Source organism: Paraburkholderia diazotrophica (genome assembly GCF_038900755.1).
GTDB lineage: Bacteria > Pseudomonadota > Gammaproteobacteria > Burkholderiales > Burkholderiaceae > Paraburkholderia > Paraburkholderia diazotrophica_A.
In genome coordinates this window covers 164,285-183,314 of the sequence record NZ_JBBPEN010000006.1, presented here as the reverse complement: position 1 = coordinate 183,314, position 19,030 = coordinate 164,285, and the positions used below count along the sequence as shown (strand labels likewise).

The window sequence follows — 19,030 nt, the reverse complement described above, 5'->3', positions numbered from 1 at the left end:
TCAACCTTCCCTCATCCAGCGAGGCCGAACGTCTGCACCACGAGCCACAGGTTGGCCGCGCTGATCACCACGAAGAGCGCCCATGCGACGATGCGCGTCGGCAGCCGGTTCGCGAATTCGCCCATCAGCGCGCGGTCGTCGGTCATGCGGATCAGCGGATACAGCGCAAACGGCAATTGCAGGCTCAACACGACCTGGCTCGCAACGAGCAGCTGGCCGACCGCGCCGTTGCCGAGCATCTGCACGCCGACGAGCGCGGGAATCAGCGCCAGCGCGCGCGTGATGAAACGCCGCTGATAACACGGAATCTTCAGTTGCAGAAAGCCTTCCATGATCACCTGCCCCGCGACCGTGCCCGTGAACGTCGAGCTTTGCCCCGACGCAAGCAGCGTGATCGCGAACAGCACGGCCGCGAAACCCGTGCCGACGATAGGCGCGAGCAGCCGGTAAGCGTCCTCGATTTCAGTGACGGCCGTGTGCCCCGTCGAATGAAACGCGGCGCCCGCGAGGATCAGGATCGCCGCGTTGATCAGCAGCGCGAGAAAGAGCGCGACGATGGTGTCGAGCCGCGACAGCGAGATCGCCCCGGCGAGCCCTTCGCGATCGCGTTTGACGGCGCGCGTCTGCACGACGGACGAATGCAGATACAGGTTATGCGGCATCACCGTCGCGCCGAGAATGCCGATCGCGAGATAAAGCGGCTCGCGCTCGCTGAGCGCCTGCCACGACGGCGCCAGCCCCGCGACCACGGACGGCCAGTGCGGCTTGACGAGCGCCAGCTGGATCACGTAGCCGACGCCGATCGTCGCGATCAGCGCGAGCATGATCGCTTCGAGATCGCGGAAGTTCTTGCCCTTGAGACCGAGCACGATCAGCGTATCGAACGCGGTGAGGATTACGCCGACCGTCAGCGAGCATTTGAACAGCAGATGAAACGCGAGCGCGCCGCCGAGCACTTCGGCGAGATCGCACGCGACGATCGACAGCTCGGCAAGCAGCCATTGAATGCGCGCGACGCCAGGCGAGTAACGCGTGCGCGAAAGCTCCGCGAGATTGCGACCCGTCACGATGCCGAGGCGCATGCTCAGGCATTGCAGCACCATCGCGGACAGGCTCGACAGCACGACCACGAACAGCAGGCTGTAGCCGTAGCGCGAACCGGCTTCGATATCCGTGGCCCAGTTGCCCGGGTCCATGTAGCCGATCGACACCAGCAGCCCAGGGCCCGCAAACTGGAAGAGCTTTTTCCACAACGGCGCGGACTGCGAGACGGCGACGGTGCCCTGCACTTCGGACGGGCAGAACGGTGCGGTTGCTGTAGCAGGAAGTTTGAACTGCAAAGCCGATAACCTCGCGGTGAATGACCTGCGGCATGACTGGCGTGGCGGGAACAAGCCATGCCGCGAAACGGCTCCAAGTGTACAAAGAAACCCGCGGCAGCGCCCCATCAGGGTCGACGGGCCGCGCATCCGCGAGCAGACAAAAAAAAGCGGACCGCAAAACGGTCCGCTTCATCGATCAAACAACAGGCGCCGCTTACTGCTTCGCGACTTGCTCGTTGGCATCCGTGCTGCCGACATCCGTCTTCACGTCGCCCCATCCGCCGCCGAGCGCGCGTATCAGGTTCACCGTCGCGACCGCTTGCGTGCCCGACAGATGGCTCAACTGCAACTGCGATTGCAGCACTTGCCGTTGCGAGTCGATCACGTCGAGATAGCTGACCTGCCCTTCCTGATACTGCGTCTGCGAAAGATGCGCGGCGCGCTGCGATGCGTTGACCGCATTCGTCTGCTCGCGCGTCTGATCGCCGAGCAGACGCAGATCCGACAGATTGTCCTCGACCTCGCGGAACGCAACGAGCACCTGCTGACGATACGACGCGACGTCCTCGTCATACTTCGCGCGCGCGTTCGCGAGATTCGCCTTGCGCCGGCCGCCGTCGAAGATCGGCACGGTCAGCGCCGTGCCCGCGAACGGCCCGAGCAGGAACGCGCGGCTCGACCACTGGAACAGATCGCCGAGCGTCGCCGACTCGAAGCCGAACGCACCCGTGATATCGAGCTTCGGGAAGAACGCCGATTTCGCGAGACCGACACGCGCGTTCGCCGCAGCCATCGCGCGCTCGGCCGCCGCGATGTCGGGACGGCGCTCTAGCAACGCGGACGGCAAGCCGGCCGGCACGCGCGCCATCACGGGCGCAAGCGGCGTCTCGGGGAACGAGAAGTCGGCAGGCGGCTTGCCGAGCAGGATCGCGAGGCTGTGCTCGGAAGCCGCGCGCTGACGCGCGACGCCGACGGCATCGGCGCGCGCCGTCGCCAGTTCGTTGCGCGCGCGCGACACATCCAGCTCGTTGATGTCGCCTTCCTTGAAGCGGCGCTCGACGAGCTTCAGCGCATCCTCGCGCAGCGACACCGTCTGACGATACAGGCTCAGCTGCGTATCGAACTCGCGCAGCTGGAAGTAGTTCTGCGCAACGTCCGCCTGCAACGCGAGCTGCACCGAGCGGAACAGCGCTTCGCTTTGCGCCTGGTCAGCGCGCGCCGCGTTCACGTTCGAACTCACGCGGCCGAACAGATCGACCTCATACGATGCCGTCGCCTGCGCGCGCCAGAGCGTTTGCGTCGGCACGTGCGCGTCGTTCGGCAGATTCTGCGAAGCGGGCGACAGACGTTCGCGCGTCGGCCCGAAGCCCGCGTCGACGGACGGGAACCAGTCGGCGCGCGCCGCCTGCGTCAGCGCTCTCGACTGCTGCACGCGCGCAGCGGCCGCCTTCAGGTCCTGGTTGGCATCGGCCGCCTGCTTCTCCAGATCGTTCAGCGTCGTATCGCCGAAGATCGCCCACCATTCGCCGCGCTGCGCTTCTTCATTCGGCTCCGCGGGCTTCCACGTGCCGGCTTCGCTGGCGGGCAATGCCGCAGCGGGAGCCGATGCGCCATCCGTCGTCGCTGCCGATACGGGCGCTTCCTTGAACGCAGCGGGAGTCGGCGCGTCGGGCCGGTGATACGTCGGCTCGACCGAGCACGCCGCCAACAGCAGCATCAGCAACGCGCTCGCCGCCGCGCGGCCCGCGCCGCGCATCTGTTCAAACCTTGTCATTATCATTTTCTCCATCATGCATCCGTCGTATGCGCGACGAGATGCGGCGAGTCCTTTTGCGCGACGTGAATCTTGCCGCCCGCGAGCGTACGCAGCACCACGTAGAACACGGGCGTCAGCATCAGGCCGAAGAGCGTCACGCCGAGCATCCCGAAGAACACGGCCACGCCCATCGCGTGACGCATTTCGGAACCCGCCCCGCTCGACAGGACCAGCGGCACCACGCCCATGATGAACGCGATCGACGTCATCAGAATCGGACGCAGACGCATGCGGCTCGCTTCGATCGCGGCCGCCATCGGCGTGCGTCCGTCGTGCTCCAGTTCACGCGCGAACTCGACGATCAGAATCGCGTTCTTCGATGCAAGCCCCACCAGAACCATCAAGCCGATCTGCGTGAAGATGTTGTTATCGCCCTGCGTGAGCCACACGCCGGCGAGCGCGGACAGCACGCTCATCGGCACGATCAGGATCACCGCGAGCGGCAGCGTCAGGCTCTCGTACAGCGCGGCAAGCACGAGGAACACCAGCAACACGCTGATCGGGAACACCCACAGCCCTGCATTGCCCGCGAGAATCTGCTGATACGTGAGGTCGGTCCATTCGAACTTCACGCCCTTCGGCAGCACTTGCGCCGCGATGCGCTCGGCGGCCGCCTGCGCTTCGCCCGACGAGAAGCCGGGCGCCGGACCGCCGTTGATGTCGGCGGCCGTATAGCCGTTGTAGCGCACGACCATTTCAGGGCCATACGTCGGCGTCACCGTGACGAGCGACGACAACGGCACCATGTCGCCATTCACGTTGCGCGTCTTCAGTTGCAGGATGTCGTCGGCGCGTTGACGGAACGGCGCATCCGCTTGCACGCGCACCTGGTACACGCGGCCGAAACGGTTGAAGTCGTTCACATACAGCGAGCCGAGATACACCTGCATCGTGTTGAACACATCCGTGACGGGCACGCCCAGTTGCTTCGCTTTCACGCGGTCGAGATCGACGTTGAGTTGCGGCACGTTGATCTGATAGCTCGAAAACGTCGGGCCGAGTTCGGGCGTCGCCGACGCCTTCTTGATGAATGCTTCCGTCGCCTTGTTCAGCTCCGCGTAACCGAGCGCGCCATGGTCCTCGAGCTGCATCTTGAAGCCGCCCAGCGTACCGAGACCGAGCACGGGCGGCGGCGGGAACACCGCGACGAACGAGTCCTTGATCGCGCCGTATTGCTGGTTCAATGCACCCGCAATCGCGCCCGCCGAGAGCGCCTTGCCCTTGCGCTGATCGAAAGGCTTGAGCGCGACGAACACGATGCCCGCGCTCGAACTGTTCGTGAAGCCGTTCACCGACAGGCCAGGGAACGCCACCGCGTTTTCCACGCCCGGTTGCTTCAGCGCGATCGCGCTCATGTCGCGAATCACCTTCTCCGTGCGGTCGAGCGAAGCGCCGTTCGGCAACTGCGCGAATGCGATCAGATACTCCTTGTCCTGCGCGGGCACGAAGCCGCCGGGCACGATGCGCGACACGAGCACTGTCAGTCCGAGCAGCACCGCATAGACGACGAGCATCGCGCCCTTGCGCTTCAATACGCCGTTCACGCCGCGACCGTAGCTATCCGAGCCGCGATGGAAGACCTTGTTGAACGCGTTGAAGAAGCGTCCGAGCACGCGGTTCATCACGCGCGTGAGAATGTCCTCCTTCGCGCCGTGGCCGCGCAGCAGCATCGCCGACAACGCCGGCGACAGCGTCAGCGAGTTGAACGCCGAGATCACCGTCGAAATCGCGATGGTCATCGCGAACTGCTTGTAGAACTGGCCCGTCAGGCCGCTCATGAACGCGAGCGGCACGAACACGGCAACGAGCGTGAGCGCGATCGCGATGATCGGCCCGCTCACTTCCTGCATCGCCTTATAGGTTGCATCGCGCGCACTGAGCCCGCGCTCGATGTTGCGCTCGACGTTCTCCACGACCACGATCGCATCGTCGACCACGATACCGATCGCGAGCACCATCCCGAACAGCGACAGCGCGTTGATCGAGAAGCCGAATGCGAGCAGCAGCGAGAACGTTCCGACGATAGAGACGGGCACCGCGATCAGCGGAATGATCGACGCGCGCCATGTTTGCAGGAACACGATCACGACGATCACGACAAGCGCGATTGCTTCGAGCAGCGTATGCACGACGGCTTCGATACTCGAACGCACGAACTGCGTCGGGTCATAGACGATCCGATACTCGACGCCGGCCGGGAAATCCGCGCTGAGTTCCTTCATCGTCGCGCGGACTTCGTCGGAAATCTGCAGCGAGTTCGCGCCCGGCGACTGATTGATCGCCATCGCAACGGCCGGCTTGTTGTCGAGCAGCGAGCGCAAGCCATATTCCGAAGCGGCGAGTTCGATGCGCGCGATATCGCGCAGATACGTGACGGCACCATCGGGCGCCGTCTTCACGACGATGTCGCCGAACTCGCCTTCCGTCCTCAGACGGCCGCGCGCATTGACGGACAGTTGCAGCGGCGTGCCCGGCACCGAAGGCGACGCGCCGATGACGCCCGCCGCGACCTGGATGTTCTGCTCGCGAATTGCGTTGACGACTTCCATTGCTGTCAGGTTGCGTTGCGCGACCTTCTGAGGATCGAGCCACACGCGCATCGAGTAGTCGCCGGCGCCCCACAGTTGCACCTCGCCCACGCCCTTGATCCGCTCGAGGCGATCCTTCACGTTGAGCAGCGCGTAGTTGCGCAGATACGTCATGTCGTAGCGGTCGTTCGGCGAGATCAGGTGGACGACCATCGTCAGCGTCGGCGAGCTCTTGATCGTCGTCACGCCGAGACGCTGCACGTCTTCCGGCAGACGCGGCAACGCCTGGTTCACGCGGTTTTGCACGAGCTGCGTCGCGAGATCGGGGTTCGTGCCGAGCTTGAACGTGACCGTCAGCGTGAGATTGCCGTCGCTATTCGCCTGCGACTGCATGTACAGCATGTTTTCGACGCCGTTGATCTGCTCTTCGAGCGGCGACGCAACGGCTTCGGCGATCACCTTCGGGTTCGCGCCCGGATACTGCGCATGCACCACCACGGAAGGCGGCACCACTTCCGGGTACTCGGAGATCGGCAGCTGGAACAGCGCGATCATACCCGCGAGCAGGATCACGACCGATAGAACACCAGCAAAGATGGGGCGGTCGATGAAGAATTTGGATATGTTCATGTGAAGCTCTTGATGTTGGAGCGCTTACGGCTTGCTACGCATGCATCGAAGGATTGCGTCGACTGGCTGGCGCTCACGACGCCTTGCGCGTCTTCGCGCTCGGCTGCGATTGCGGCTGCGATTGCGGCTGCGATTGCGGCTGCGATTGCGCCTGCGTTTGCGTATTCGATTGCGCTTGCGGTTCGGTGTGCTTCTGCTTCGTTGCGTCGAGCTGCGCGTCTTTTTCTGCCTTCGCGTCGTCGGCACTGGCCGCGCTGTCCGCGTCTCCGCTGCCCATCGCCACCATGTGCGCGCGAATCTGCGCACCTGGACGCACACGCTGCGTGCCGTTCACGACGATGCGATCGCCTGGCTGCAAGCCGCTCTTCACGACGCGCAGGTTGCCTTGCAGATCGCCGAGCTGCACTTCGCGATACGCAACGTGCTCGTCCTTGTCGACGACGAACACGAACTTCTTGTCCTGGTCCGTGCCGACGGCGGCATCGTCGATCAGCAGCGCGGAATGCGGCGCGCTGCCGCCCACTTTCACGCGCGCATACAGGCCCGGCACCAGCGAGCCGTCGCCGTTGTCGAAACGCGCGCGCACGCGGATCGTGCCCGACGACGTATCCAGCCGGTTGTCGACGGATTCGATCGTGCCCTTGCGCGAGTAGCCCGTCTCGTTCGCAAGGCCCAGTTCGACGGGCACCTTGCTGTCGTTCTTCACCTGGCTGATGTAGCGCAGATACGTCTGCTCGTCGGCGTCGAACTCCGCGTAGATCGGCGACACGGACACGAGCGTCGTCAGCGGCGCGGCGTTTGCGCCCGCGTTCACGACGTTGCCGACCGTGATTTCCGCACGCGATACGCGGCCCGCGACGGGCGCGACGATCTTCGTATAGCCGAGATTGATCTGCGCGGCTTCGAGCGCGGCTTGCGCCGCCTTGACGTTCGCGTTCGCTTCGCGCGCACCGTTCTGCTTCTCGTCGTAATCGCGCTTTGCAATCGCGCTATCGCCGATCAAGCGCTGCGCGCGCTCCCAGTCGCTTTGCGCGTAGCCCGCGCGCGACTGCGCGGCCGCAAGCTGCGCCGCCGCGCGATCGACTTCCGCCTGATACGGGCGCGGATCGATCACGAACAGCACGTCGCCCTTCTTCACGAGCGCGCCGTCCTGGAAGTTCACGGACACGATCGTGCCCGACACGAGCGGCCGCACGTCGACTCTTTCGACGGCCTGAAGACGGCCCGAATAGGTTTGCCAGTCGGTGATGGTCTTCTGCACAACAGTGGCGACATCGACTTCGGGGACGATTGTCGGCGCGGATTGCGCGGGCGAACGGGCATCGACGCGAATCGCGCCGAACGTGCCGAGCCCTGCGATCACGATGACGGCCAGCGTGGCTAGCGCCAGCTTCGAACGCGAGAGAGGAAAAACAGACATGTCAGACTCCGGAATTTAGTTGAGAAGTTTGTTTATCGGAGTGAGCGCTCGTCGAAGCGCCACTGGAAGAATCGAACGGCCTCGAGCAGCGCCGCGGAATGATTGGCGAGCGCCGCGTGCGACACGCTGGGATAGCGCACCACCTGCGTCTGCACGCCCGCTTCGATCAGGTTGCTCGCGTACTTCTCCGCTTCGACGTGCAGCACATCGTTTTGCGCAGTCGCGATCAGCGTCGCGGGCAAGCCCTTGAGCCGCACCGATTCGAGCGGCGCCGCGTACGGGTGCATGCGCTGCGCCGCTTGCGGCAGATACGCGCGATAACACGCCGCGCATTCGCTCGCGGTGATGTCCGAACTCAAGCGCTTTTCGTCGCCAAGACGCGTGAGACTCGGGTCGAGCATCGGGCCGAACAGCGCCTGCGCATCGATGCGCACATCGCCGCGATCGCGTCCGATGAACGCAAGGCAATTCGCAAGCGAGCCGCCCGCATCGTGACCCGCGACGCCGATCTTTTTCGTGTTGCCGCCGAACGCTCGTGCGCGTGTCTGCACCCACAGCGCCGCGCGATGCGCATCTTCGGGCGCGGCGGGAAACGGAAACTGCGGCGCAAGCGAATAGCCGACCGACACGACGAGCGCGGGCGTGTGCTGCGCGAAATAACGCGCGGCGTAATCGGCTTCTTCGAGCGAACCGCGCACGAAACCTCCGCCGTGGAAATAGAGCAGGATCGGCAAGCCGGTCTTCGCTGCGGCCCGCCGGTAAAGGCGCAATGTGATGTCCTGCGCGTAGCCTTCTATCCGCACGTCGGTGACATCGAGCGACGCGGCGTTTTCCGCCAGGCTCGTGGCCGGCGGGACAAAGGTGTGGCGCGGGTTGAATGCATCCATGTCGAACAGCGCAATGCGCGAAACTATCGAATGGTGCGAATTGTGGCGTCAGCAGACTTCCAAATAAATGCCTATAATCCGGCAACACAATTCGGTGCACCTGAACAATCAAAAGGCTTTATTCGGCGCCACAAGCCAACTAAAGCGGATGCTTCACCAGTGCTCCGGCTCTTTCGGAGGTTTGCAATGGACCGGCTCCAGGCCATGCAAGTGTTCACCCGGGTCGTCGATACGAACAGCTTCACCCGGGCTGCGGAAACGCTCGATCTGCCACGCGCTTCCGTCACGACGATCATCCAGAATCTCGAAGCCTTTCTCGGCACGCGCCTGTTGCACCGTACGACGCGCCGTCTGTCGCTGACGCCCGACGGCGCCGCGTATTACGAGCGCTGCGTGCGCATTCTTGCCGACGTCGAAGAGACGGAAGCGAGTTTCCAGAGCGGCAATAAAAAGCCGAGTGGCAAGCTGCGCATCGATATGCCGGGATCGATCGGACGTTTGCTCGTCATTCCCGCACTGTGCGAATTCCACACGAAGTACCCGGATATCGATCTGCAACTCGGCTTGTCGGATCGCCCTGTCGATCTGTTGCAGGAAGGCGTCGATTGCGTGGTGCGTGTCGGCGCGCTGCAGGATTCGTCTTTGGTCGCACGGCGAATAGGGTTATTCGAAGGCGTGTCGTGCGCGGCGCCGGCGTATATCGAGCGCGCGGGCGTTCCGAATACGCTCGAAGATCTCGAACACCACAAGGCCGTCAATTATTTTTCGAGCCGCACGGGCCGCATTATGGACTGGTCGTTCCTCGTCGACGGCAAAGAAATCGAAGTGAAAATGAAGGGCCTCGTGTCCGTGAATGATGCGGACGCTTACGTGACGTGCGGCCTCGAAGGTTTCGGCCTGATCCAGCCGCCGCTCTTCATGGTGCTGCCGCATCTGCGCTCGGGCCAGCTGGTCGAAGTGCTGCCCGATCTGAAACCGCTGCCGATGCCGATTTCCGTCGTGTATCCGCATAGCCGGCATCTGTCGTCGAAGGTGCGTGTATTCGTCGACTGGATTGCTGAGTTGTTCGACCGCTGTCCGCTATTGAGCGGCCGCGCGAGCCTCGACAAGACGTGCTCGCAGCGCACGTTCGAACAGAAAGAATCCGCGCCGGACTTCAATACGCCCGTCATGTCGGAGTGGGTCGCCTGATCCGCGCGGCCTTTGTCTAAAAGGAAGATCGCGGCTTCGCGCCGCGATTGTTCCGAAATCACGACAATTCATTTCACGAAAGTCGGGTTTATCGCCCGCACCTCAAAGCCTACATTTCACCCTGTCGCAGCGCCGATCGAGGCGCAGCAATCGATCCGACAGGAGTGAATCATGAAGCGCAATCTACTGGCAGGTCTTGTTCTCTCGCTGCTCGTCAGCGCACCGGCATTCGCTCAAGGCGGTGGCGGCATCGGCCGCGCGGGTTCGTACAACGATCAGTGGTGGCAGCATTCGGAGAGCGCCTCGGCGCAGAAGTCGCGCAGTGAAGTTCGCGCCGAACTGACGGACGCGTATCGCGACGGCACGCTGCCCTCGTTGAACAAGACCTCGTATCCGGAACAAGGCCTCGTCGGCCGCACGCAAGCGGAGCGTCTAGCCGTGCAGGACGACGAACGGGAACAGCGCAGCGTGCGCGTCGCTCGCGGCCAATAAGCCCAATCTTCGTTTTAATTGCAGGAGCCGATCATGAGCCCGTCAGAACTCGATGACTGGAACACGGACATCCCCGTGTGGACGCCTTATCGCGCCCATTGAGTCGCATCGCGTGCACGCCAGGCCTGCACAAAAGCACTGTGCAATAGCAAAGCGCTCAATCGCTTTTATACGATTGAGCGCTTTGCGCATTCTAAATGCGAACGCGCTGTCTTGGCGCTAGCGTTGCGGCACGCCATCGCGCCATTCGCTCCAATGCGAAACGATATCCTGCACGAGCGGATTACCTGCGCGATACAGGTTCTCGAGCGCAATATTGAAGCCGCCTTGCGCAGCGTAGTTGAGCAGATTGTCCGCGCTCGTCTGGCCATCGTACGGACGATCGAAATCCGAGCCGGCGCGCAACACGGCCACGCGATTCAGATCGACACGATGCGCGCTCGCCGCGCGTTTCAGCGCTTCATACGTTGCATTGTCTTCCTGCTGCGTCGTGCAGTAGACGCCCTTGCCGTCCGTGAGAATCTTCGTCCACTCGCGCGCGCGTTCGCCGAGCTTCGTGCCGGACCACCACGTATCGCCCGCAAGCGTGTCGCACTGAATGACAGTGGGCGGACGATTGGCGGGCGCGTAATTGTATTTGGCGCGCGCCGCCTGTGCCTGCGGATTGTCCGAAAGCACCACGCTACGCGACAGCGCAAAAGCGGTATCGGCGAGTCGCGGATTCAACTGGAACACTTCCGTTCTGTAGTCGAGTGGCGGTTTGTCTGTCGGGCTTTTCGTATTGATGCCGAGATAACCGGTATTCCAGCCTGGAGGAATTTCGCGCCCGTCTATTTCCCATTGAATGCCGAAATCGACAAGGTACCTGGCCCATGCCGCCGAGCCGACCGTGCCCTGAATGGGATCGATACCCGCAATGCCCGCCACCATGAAATACGTGTGCCGCAAATCGAAACGCGATGAGAACGCGAGCGCCATCGTCGATGCAGCGGCATTCGCGTGACCCATGCCCGTCGTCATCACGCAGATGTCCTGCCTGTTGCAATGAATGGCGGGATAGTCGGGCGAGAGACCCGCAACGGAAATGTCTTGCCACGGGCCCAGCTTGTCGAGCCACACCTGTCCTTCCGGCCCGAACATCGAGATGATCATCACCTTGACGGGACGGCCCTTCGACTCGCCATTGTCTTGAGAGAAGCCGTCGTCCTGCGCGTTCGCGAGAGGCGAAATGGCCGAGCATGCGGCCAATGCCAATACAGTTAAAGCTCCAGCCGTGCGAGTCACCATGACAAGTCCTTCCTGTATGCGTATTCGTCGATTGGGAATGGAATGCATGCCCTCGCGGAAAAGGGCGAAGCTAAGTATAGAAGGCATTCAATTGTTTTCCATTAGCCGATTTTCGAATTAGCGAATTGAATAGCTGTTACGCATAAAAGAAAGGCAAATACAAAAAAGCATAGCGCTTTTAATCGAGAGAAGCCTCGGTGCGCACTCTCGGCACATCCGGTTCGAAAAAGACCCACCGCACCTGTGGAAACTTCTCCTGAAGATCTGCTTCGACGATATTGATCGCGTCGACCATTGCGCGGCCGCTTTCGTAGTCGATCATCTCCGCCTGCACCGCGACCACCACGTGCTTGCCCCATTGCAACGTGATCAGATTGATGATGCTGCGAATCTCCTTGCGCGTGCGCAGATGCGCTTCGATCGCGCGCCGCACTTCCGGGCTCGCGGATTCGCCGATGATCATCGACTTCACTTCGCGCGCAACGAGATACGCGATCACCATCAGCAGCACGCCGACGCCGATCGAGCCCCACGCGTCATACACGGGATTGCTCGTCATCATCGTGGCAAGCACAGCGGCGAAGGCGATCGCGAGACCGAGCAGCGCGGCCACGTCCTCGCCCGTGACGACCAGCAGTTCCGACTCGCGCGTCTCGCGAAACCATCGCCACATCGACTTGTTGGGATTCGTCTTGCGGATTTCCTTGAGCGCGCCCATCAGCGAAAACGCTTCGAGCACGACCGACACACCCAGCACGCCGAGCGCGATATACGCATGCGACAGCGGTTCGCGCGCAACGAGCCGGTGCGCGCCTTCATAAACAGAAAACGCACCGCCGACGAAGAACAGCAGCAACGCGACGATCAGCGAATAGAAGTAGATCGCGCGTCCCGCGCCGAGCGGATGCAACATGCTGGCGGGCCGGCGCGCCTGCTTCAGGCCGAACAGCAGCAGCACCTGATTGCCGCAATCGGCCGTCGAGTGAATCGCTTCGGCGAACATCGAGCCCGAACCCGTGAATGCGGCTGCCGCGAACTTGCACAGCGCGATGCCGATGTTCGCCGCGAGCGCGTAAAAAATGGCCTTCGGTGATTCTTCTTTCATGGGCTCTTCGAGTTGTCGTGATGCGAGGGGAGCGACGCAGGATCAGACGATTTCAATGCGCGACGCGCCGCCGTGCAGTTCGCCGATCACGGCTGCATGATCGAAACCGTCGGCACGGAAGATCGCGAGCACGTCGTCGACGACGGACCGCGAGCACGATACGAGCAGCCCGCCCGACGTCTGCGGATCGGTGAGTAACGTGCGTGCCGTAGCGGGCAGGCTGTCGGCGAGACGCACGTCCTCGCCGTACGAAGCCCAGTTGCGGCCCGATGCGCCCGTGAACGTGCCCGCCGCCGCGAGCGCATCGACGCCCGCGATCCACGGCAGATCGGCGTAGCGCACCCGTGCCGTCAGCTTCGCGCCGCGCGCGAGTTCGAGCGCATGGCCGAGCAGGCCGAAGCCCGTCACGTCCGTCATTGCGTGAACGCCGTCGAGCGCGGCGAGTTCGGCGCCAGGGCGATTGAGCTTCGTCGTCGCGGCGATCATCGCGGCATAGCCCGCTTCGTCGAGCTGATTCTTCTTGAGCGCCGCCGACAGCACGCCCACGCCGAGCGGCTTGCCGAGCACGAGCACGTCGCCGGGCTGCGCCGACGCGTTGCGCTTCACGCGCTTCGGATGCACGACGCCGAGCGCGGCAAGACCGTAGATCGGCTCGACGGAATCGATCGAATGGCCACCCGCAACGGGAATGCCCGCCTGCGCGCAGACGTCCTCGCCGCCACGCAGCACGGCCGCGATCACGTCGTGCGGCAACACGTTGATCGGCATGCCGACGAGCGCAAGCGCGAGGATCGGCTTGCCACCCATCGCGTAGACGTCCGAGAGCGCGTTGGTGGCGGCAATGCGGCCGAAATCGTACGGATCGTCGACGATCGGCATGAAGAAATCAGTGGTCGCGATGATCGCCTGCTCGTCGTTCAGGCGGTAGACGGCCGCGTCGTCGGCCGTTTCCGTGCCCACCAGCAGGTCGGGAAACGACGGCATCGGCATGTTGCGCTTCAGCAGGTCGGACAGCACGCCGGGTGCGATCTTGCACCCACAGCCGCCGCCATGCGACAGGCTCGTCAGACGCGGTACATCGGACGCAACGTTGGAAGTAGCAGCGGATTCGGTCATGATCGTTTAGCGAAGGATTGTCGATGACGACTATTATCGGGCAATCCGCTGCATCGCTGTCGAACAGGGCGCGCGGGCGCAGGCCGCCACAGCATGAGCGGCGGCGCGCGCCGTCGTTCCGGGCGCGCCGCCCTTCCCTTTTTCAGTGGCGTTCGAGCGTCGCCATCGCGCCGACCACGACCAGCAGCATCGACAGGCTCGCGCCGCCTGCCGCGCGCAACTCCGTCAGCAATTGCGCATAGCGTCCGAGCACCGCTTCGCGCTTGCTGCGCCATGCATCGACGACGGCCTGCGCGTCGTTCGCGTCGGGCGTTTCGGCGAGCGCGCCCGTCGTCAGCGCGCGCTTCAGGCGCCCGAGTTCGGCCAGCGCGCCCGCGCGCGCAATCACGTCCCAGTTCGCCGGCGTCGGCAGTTCCGCTGCGCGTTCGCCGATCCAGCCATAGTTCAGCTGCGTGCCCAACGCGAAATACACGCCTGCCACGAGCTCGATACTGCGCTGCGTCGTCGATGCGACTTCGGCGATGTCGAGCAACGCAGCGGGAATGTCGCCGCTCGCCACGCGCACCGCAAGCTCGCTATCGACGCCCGCATCGACGAGCACGCGCTGTCGCTCGGACAACGCTTCAATATCCGCCGCGGGCAACAGCATCGGCAGTTGCGGCGCGAGCCGTTGCGCGGCATCGCGGCAACGCGCTATCAGGTCGGTCACGTTCGTATCCTTCACGTCGCCGGACTTCAGATGACGCAGAATCCACAGTGCCGCGCGCTCCAGCAGCTTCGTGATCTCGACGAACATGCGCGCCTGCACGTCGTCTGCAACGCGGTTGTCGAGCGCGTCGATGTTGCGCCACACGTCGTTCAGATCGAAGATGTCGCGCGCGACGATGCACGCGCGCACGATGTCGCCGGGACTTACATCGGCTTCTTCCATCATCCGCAGCACGAACGCGGGGCCGACGCGGTTGATCAGCGCATTCGTCAGATGCGTCGCGAGAATTTCGCGGCGCAACGGATGGCGCCGCATCGGCTCGCCGAAGCGCTGACGCAGCGGCTTCGGAAAGTAATCGACGAGCATGTCCGCGACGAGGGGATCTTCGGGCACATCGGATTCGAGCAGCGCATCGTAGAGCCACATCTTGCTGTACGCGAGCAGCACCGCGCGCTCCGGCGACGTCAAACCCTGTTTCGCCGCATGACGTTCGTTGATTTCATCGTCGGTGGGCAGGAATTCGATCACGCGATTCAGACGGCCCATGCGTTCGAGGTAACGCATCATCCGCGTTTCGGCATCGAGCATCTCGGCCGCGTAGCGCCCTGCAATCGACAGCGCCTGGGTCTGGTAGTAGTTGTCCTGCAACACGAGCAGGCCGACTTCCTCCGTCATTTCCGCGAGCAGCGCATTGCGCTGCTTCTCCGTCATCTCGCCGTCCGCGACCACGAGGCCCAGCAGAATCTTGATGTTCACCTCATGGTCGGAGCAATCGACGCCCGCCGAATTGTCGATCGCATCCGTATTCACGCGGCCGCCGTGCTGCGCGAATTCAATGCGCCCGAGTTGCGTGAGGCCGAGATTGCCGCCTTCCGCAACCACCTTGCAGCGCAGATCGCAACCGTTCACGCGCACGGCGTCGTTGGTCTTGTCGCCGACCTGCGCATGCGTTTCGCGGCTCGCCTTCACATAGGTGCCGATGCCGCCGTTGTACAGCAGATCGACGGGCGCATGAAGGATCGCGCGTATCAGTTCCGTCGGCGCGAGCGCGGCGACCGTGATGCCGAGCATCGATTGCACGGCGGCCGAAAGCGGAATCGTCTTCGCGCTGCGCGCGAACACGCCGCCGCCCGCCGAGATCAGCGACGGGTCATAGTCGGCCCAACTCGAGCGTTCGAGTGCGAACAGACGCGTGCGTTCGGCGAAGCTCGCAGCGGGATCGGGATTCGGATCAAGAAAGATGTGCCGGTGATCGAACGCGGCAATGAGACGGATATGCGGCGACAGCAGCATGCCGTTGCCGAACACGTCGCCCGACATGTCGCCGACGCCGACCACGGTGAAATCGGTCGATTGCGTATCGACGCCCATTTCGCGGAAATGGCGCTTCACCGATTCCCACGCGCCGCGCGCGGTGATGCCCATCTTCTTGTGGTCGTAGCCGACCGAGCCGCCCGACGCGAACGCATCGTCGAGCCAGAAGCCGTACTCCTGCGAAATCGCGTTCGCGTAATCGGAGAAGGTGGCCGTGCCCTTGTCGGCGGCGACGACGAGATACGGATCGTCGGGATCGTGCCGGACGATATCGGGCGGCGGCACGACCGCGCCGGCCGACAGATTGTCGGTGAGATCGAGCAGGCCGCGCAGGAAGGTCTGATAGCACGCGACGCCTTCGCGCATCCACGCTTCGCGATCCGTCGGCGGCGGCGGGTTCTTCACGACGAAGCCGCCCTTCGATCCGACGGGCACGATTACGACGTTCTTCACCATTTGCGCCTTCATCAGGCCGAGCACTTCGGTGCGGAAATCTTCGCGCCGATCCGACCATCGCAAGCCGCCGCGCGCGACGCGTCCGCCGCGCAGATGCACGCCTTCGACACGCGGCGAGTACACCCAGATTTCGAACATCGGCTTGGGCTCGGGCAGGCCCGGCACCTTCGCCGGATCGAACTTGAACGACAGATACGGACGCGGCTTTCCGATCGCATCACGCCGATAGTAGTTCGTGCGCTGCGTCGCGTTGATCACGCCGAGGAACTGGCGCAAGATGCGGTCCTCGTCGAGATTCGGCACCTGGTCCAGCGCGGCTTCGATTGTTTGCAGCATCTTGTCGATGCGCGCGTCGCGCGTGGCGCCCGTCGCCGGCTCCGAGCGCGCGACGAACAGCTCGACCAGCATGCGCGCGATGGCCGGATTGCCCGTCAACGCGCGCTCGATATACGCATCGCTGAACGTCGAGCCGACCTGCCGCAAGTACTTCGCATACGCGCGCAAGATCGTCACTTCGCGCGCGCTCAATTGCGCGCGCAGCACGAGGCGATTGAAGTTGTCGTTCTCGATGTCGCCCGTCCATACGCGCGCGAATGCATCTTCGAACAGATCCTTCGCGCGCTCGATGTCGAACTCGGTGTCGTCGGCGAGTTCGAGGCCGAAGTCGTGAATCCACGCGGGCGCGGCGCCCTGCACCTGGATCAGATAGGGCCGCTCTTCATCGACGCGCACACCGAGATGCTCGAGCATCGGCAGGCTGCGCGACAGCGCGATCGGCTCGCCGACGCGATATACCTTGAAGCGGAACGCACGCGGTCCCGATTCGATGGGACGGTACAGGTTCATCGCGAGATGCTCGGTGCCCTGCACGCGCTCGATCAGCTCGATATCGCGCACGGCCGTGCGCGCCGGATAGTCGTCGCGGTAGCCGGCCGGAAACGAATCGCCGTACTGCTGCAACAGCCGATTGCCCTGCTCTTCGCCGAACGCGTCGAGCAATGCGTCCGCGAGATCGTCTTGCCAGCGGCGCGCCACCTGGATGAGCCGCGCTTCGAGTTCGCGCGTATCGACGTCGGGCATCGCGCCCGGCTCCGCATGCACGACGAAGTGAATGCGCGCGAGCGTCGACTCGGATAGCAGCGGCGTGAACTCGGCGTTGGTGCCGTTGAACGCCGCCATCAGCAGCCTCGCGATGCGCCGGCGCAGATCGGTGTTGTACTTGTCGCGCGGCACGAACACGAGGCACGACACGAACCGGTCGAAGCGGTCGCGCCGCACGAACATCCGCGTGCGCTGATGCTCCTGCAAACGCAGCACGCCCATCGCGGTGTCGTAGAGCTGGTTCTCGTCGGCCTGGAAGAGTTCGTCGCGCGGGTACGTCTCCAGCACGGTCACGAGCGATTTGCCGAGATGCCCTTTCGGCAGAAAGCCCGCGCGCCGCACGATGTTCGCGCATTTGCGGCGCACGATCGGAATCTCCGACGCCGACGCGGTATAAGCCGTCGACGTATAGAGCCCGATGAACCGGCGTTCGCCGGAAATCCTGCCGTCCGGCCCGACAAGCTTCACGCCGACATAGTCGAGATAGCCGGGACGATGCACCGTCGCGCGCGAATTGGCCTTGGTCAGAAAGATAGGGAGGGCGCCCGAGATGATGTCGGCGGCGGCAGGCGGCAACGGCGTCACATCGGGGCCGCCCTGCGGCCGCATCGACTCGCGCAGAATGCCCAAGCCCGAGCCCGCCACGCCGCGCAAGCCGTACTGGCCGTCGTCCGTGACGAGTTCATAGTCGCGCTGACCGAGAAACGTGAAGTGGTCCGCGACCATCCATTCGAGAAACGCGCGGGCTTCGACGCCTTCCGGGCTCGTTTCGCGCACGGCCATGTCCTTGATCGTCGCGCGCGCGATCTCGACGATCTTCGGCCAGTCCTCTACGGCGGCGCGCACATCGCCGAGCACCTTCGCGATGTCGTTGCGCAATGCGTCGAGCTTCGCGGCATCGCCGCAGCGATCCACTTCGAAATGAATGAACGACGCGAGTTGCGACTGGCCGTCGTCGGAAGAAGAGGCGCCCCCTGGCGCAACGCGTTCGATGCCGCCGTCGCTGCCGCGCCAGATGCGAAACACCGGATGCAGCACCGAATGCAGCGAAAGGCCCAGGCGGTTGACAGCCATCGCGACGGAATCGACGAGGAACGGCATGTCGTCGTTGACGATCTCGATCACCGTGTGATCGGAGTGCCAGCCGTGCTGTTCGAGTATCGGGTTATAGACGCGCAGGCGTTCGCTGCCCGGCACGAAGCGTTGCGCGGTTTGCCAGTGCGCCATCGCGGCGCCGTAAAGATCGGCAATGCCGCGGCTTTGCAGATCGTCTGCATCCGCGAAGTCGTAGTAGCGGCGCAGCAGTGGCTCGACGGCTGTGAACGCCGGTTCGGGCAATCGCCCTCTTGCAAACTCGACGACATCGTTGAGCAGATGTACAACGGCTTCTTCGTTCTTCGCCTGCATGACGTCCTCCGCGATGGGCGACAATCGACTGCATCGATAGAAGCGCATTATGCACCCGTCGGGTCGAAACCGATTGTGCGCGCGCACATCGAACGGCATCGAACATGCTTGCTTGCGGCTATGACAGAAGCGTGTCGACTCCAGGGCATAAAAGCGCTGCAAACGCGCTTTGGATACGGATAAAAACGCTTCGTTCCGTTACCTGACGAACATGGCCTGGGGTTCTTCTTATTGGCGTCGTCGACGGCG

11 protein-coding genes are annotated in these 19,030 nt (G+C 63.5%); 2 read left to right on the top strand and 9 right to left on the bottom strand.

The genetic code is table 11. From position 1 onward, the window contains the following. Window positions 1–11 precede the first annotated feature (11 nt). The 5 genes from AABE10_RS20360 to AABE10_RS20340 all read right to left on the bottom strand — a co-directional run bounded on the left by AABE10_RS20360 (window position 12) and on the right by AABE10_RS20340 (window position 8,603). Window positions 12–1,340, bottom strand: a complete 1,329-nt coding sequence (locus AABE10_RS20360; protein ID WP_342935055.1) for an Nramp family divalent metal transporter — start codon at window positions 1,338–1,340, stop codon at window positions 12–14. Between the two features lie 196 nt (window positions 1,341–1,536). After that, window positions 1,537–3,096 carry an efflux transporter outer membrane subunit gene (locus AABE10_RS20355; RefSeq protein ID WP_342935054.1) on the bottom strand — a complete coding sequence of 520 codons (1,560 nt, stop codon included), beginning with the start codon at window positions 3,094–3,096 and terminating at the stop codon, window positions 1,537–1,539. 14 nt (window positions 3,097–3,110) lie between these two features. Beyond that, on the bottom strand, window positions 3,111–6,296 hold the full coding sequence (locus AABE10_RS20350; protein WP_342935053.1) for an efflux RND transporter permease subunit: 3,186 nt from the start codon (window positions 6,294–6,296) through the stop codon (window positions 3,111–3,113). Window positions 6,297–6,369: 73 nt separating this feature from the next. Further along, window positions 6,370–7,716, bottom strand: coding sequence for an efflux RND transporter periplasmic adaptor subunit (locus AABE10_RS20345; RefSeq protein WP_342935052.1), 1,347 nt, complete (start codon window positions 7,714–7,716; stop codon window positions 6,370–6,372). A gap of 32 nt (window positions 7,717–7,748) precedes the next feature. After that, window positions 7,749–8,603, bottom strand: a complete 855-nt coding sequence (locus tag AABE10_RS20340; protein WP_342935051.1) for an alpha/beta hydrolase — start codon at window positions 8,601–8,603, stop codon at window positions 7,749–7,751. Window positions 8,604–8,789: 186 nt separating this feature from the next. Here AABE10_RS20340 and AABE10_RS20335 point away from each other — a divergent pair, with 186 nt between their 5' ends. After that, on the top strand, window positions 8,790–9,794 hold the full coding sequence (locus tag AABE10_RS20335; RefSeq protein ID WP_342935050.1) for a LysR family transcriptional regulator: 1,005 nt from the start codon (window positions 8,790–8,792) through the stop codon (window positions 9,792–9,794). A 171-nt stretch (window positions 9,795–9,965) separates the two neighbouring features. After that, on the top strand, window positions 9,966–10,286 hold the full coding sequence (locus tag AABE10_RS20330) for a DUF4148 domain-containing protein (RefSeq protein WP_342935049.1): 321 nt from the start codon (window positions 9,966–9,968) through the stop codon (window positions 10,284–10,286). Window positions 10,287–10,505: 219 nt separating this feature from the next. Here AABE10_RS20330 and AABE10_RS20325 read toward each other — a convergent pair whose 3' ends face one another. From AABE10_RS20325 to AABE10_RS20310, 4 genes are all read right to left on the bottom strand, one after another. Continuing rightward, a complete protein-coding gene (locus AABE10_RS20325) occupies window positions 10,506–11,573 on the bottom strand; it encodes a purine nucleoside permease (protein WP_342935048.1) in 1,068 nt (355 codons plus the stop codon). A 178-nt stretch (window positions 11,574–11,751) separates the two neighbouring features. Then, the gene (locus AABE10_RS20320; protein ID WP_342935047.1) at window positions 11,752–12,678 is read right to left on the bottom strand and encodes a cation diffusion facilitator family transporter; all 927 of its coding nucleotides are present in this window, start codon (window positions 12,676–12,678) and stop codon (window positions 11,752–11,754) included. Window positions 12,679–12,720: 42 nt separating this feature from the next. Continuing rightward, entirely contained in the window at window positions 12,721–13,794 is a 1,074-nt protein-coding gene (selD, locus tag AABE10_RS20315) for a selenide, water dikinase SelD (protein ID WP_342935046.1), read from the bottom strand. A 142-nt stretch (window positions 13,795–13,936) separates the two neighbouring features. After that, window positions 13,937–18,781: an NAD-glutamate dehydrogenase gene (locus AABE10_RS20310; RefSeq protein ID WP_342935045.1), complete on the bottom strand. Its 4,845-nt coding sequence runs from the start codon at window positions 18,779–18,781 to the stop codon at window positions 13,937–13,939. Window positions 18,782–19,030: the final 249 nt, after the last annotated feature.

Coding starts and splice junctions, on each gene's coding strand:
- AABE10_RS20355 (WP_342935054.1), bottom strand. CDS start 3,096: ATGACAAGGTTTGAACAGATGCGCGGCGCGGGCCGCGCGGCGGCGAGC.
- AABE10_RS20350 (WP_342935053.1), bottom strand. CDS start 6,296: ATGAACATATCCAAATTCTTCATCGACCGCCCCATCTTTGCTGGTGTT.
- AABE10_RS20345 (WP_342935052.1), bottom strand. CDS start 7,716: ATGTCTGTTTTTCCTCTCTCGCGTTCGAAGCTGGCGCTAGCCACGCTG.
- AABE10_RS20340 (WP_342935051.1), bottom strand. CDS start 8,603: ATGGATGCATTCAACCCGCGCCACACCTTTGTCCCGCCGGCCACGAGC.
- AABE10_RS20335 (WP_342935050.1), top strand. CDS start 8,790: ATGGACCGGCTCCAGGCCATGCAAGTGTTCACCCGGGTCGTCGATACG.
- AABE10_RS20330 (WP_342935049.1), top strand. CDS start 9,966: ATGAAGCGCAATCTACTGGCAGGTCTTGTTCTCTCGCTGCTCGTCAGC.
- AABE10_RS20325 (WP_342935048.1), bottom strand. CDS start 11,573: ATGGTGACTCGCACGGCTGGAGCTTTAACTGTATTGGCATTGGCCGCA.
- AABE10_RS20320 (WP_342935047.1), bottom strand. CDS start 12,678: ATGAAAGAAGAATCACCGAAGGCCATTTTTTACGCGCTCGCGGCGAAC.
- selD (WP_342935046.1), bottom strand. CDS start 13,794: ATGACCGAATCCGCTGCTACTTCCAACGTTGCGTCCGATGTACCGCGT.
- AABE10_RS20310 (WP_342935045.1), bottom strand. CDS start 18,781: ATGCAGGCGAAGAACGAAGAAGCCGTTGTACATCTGCTCAACGATGTC.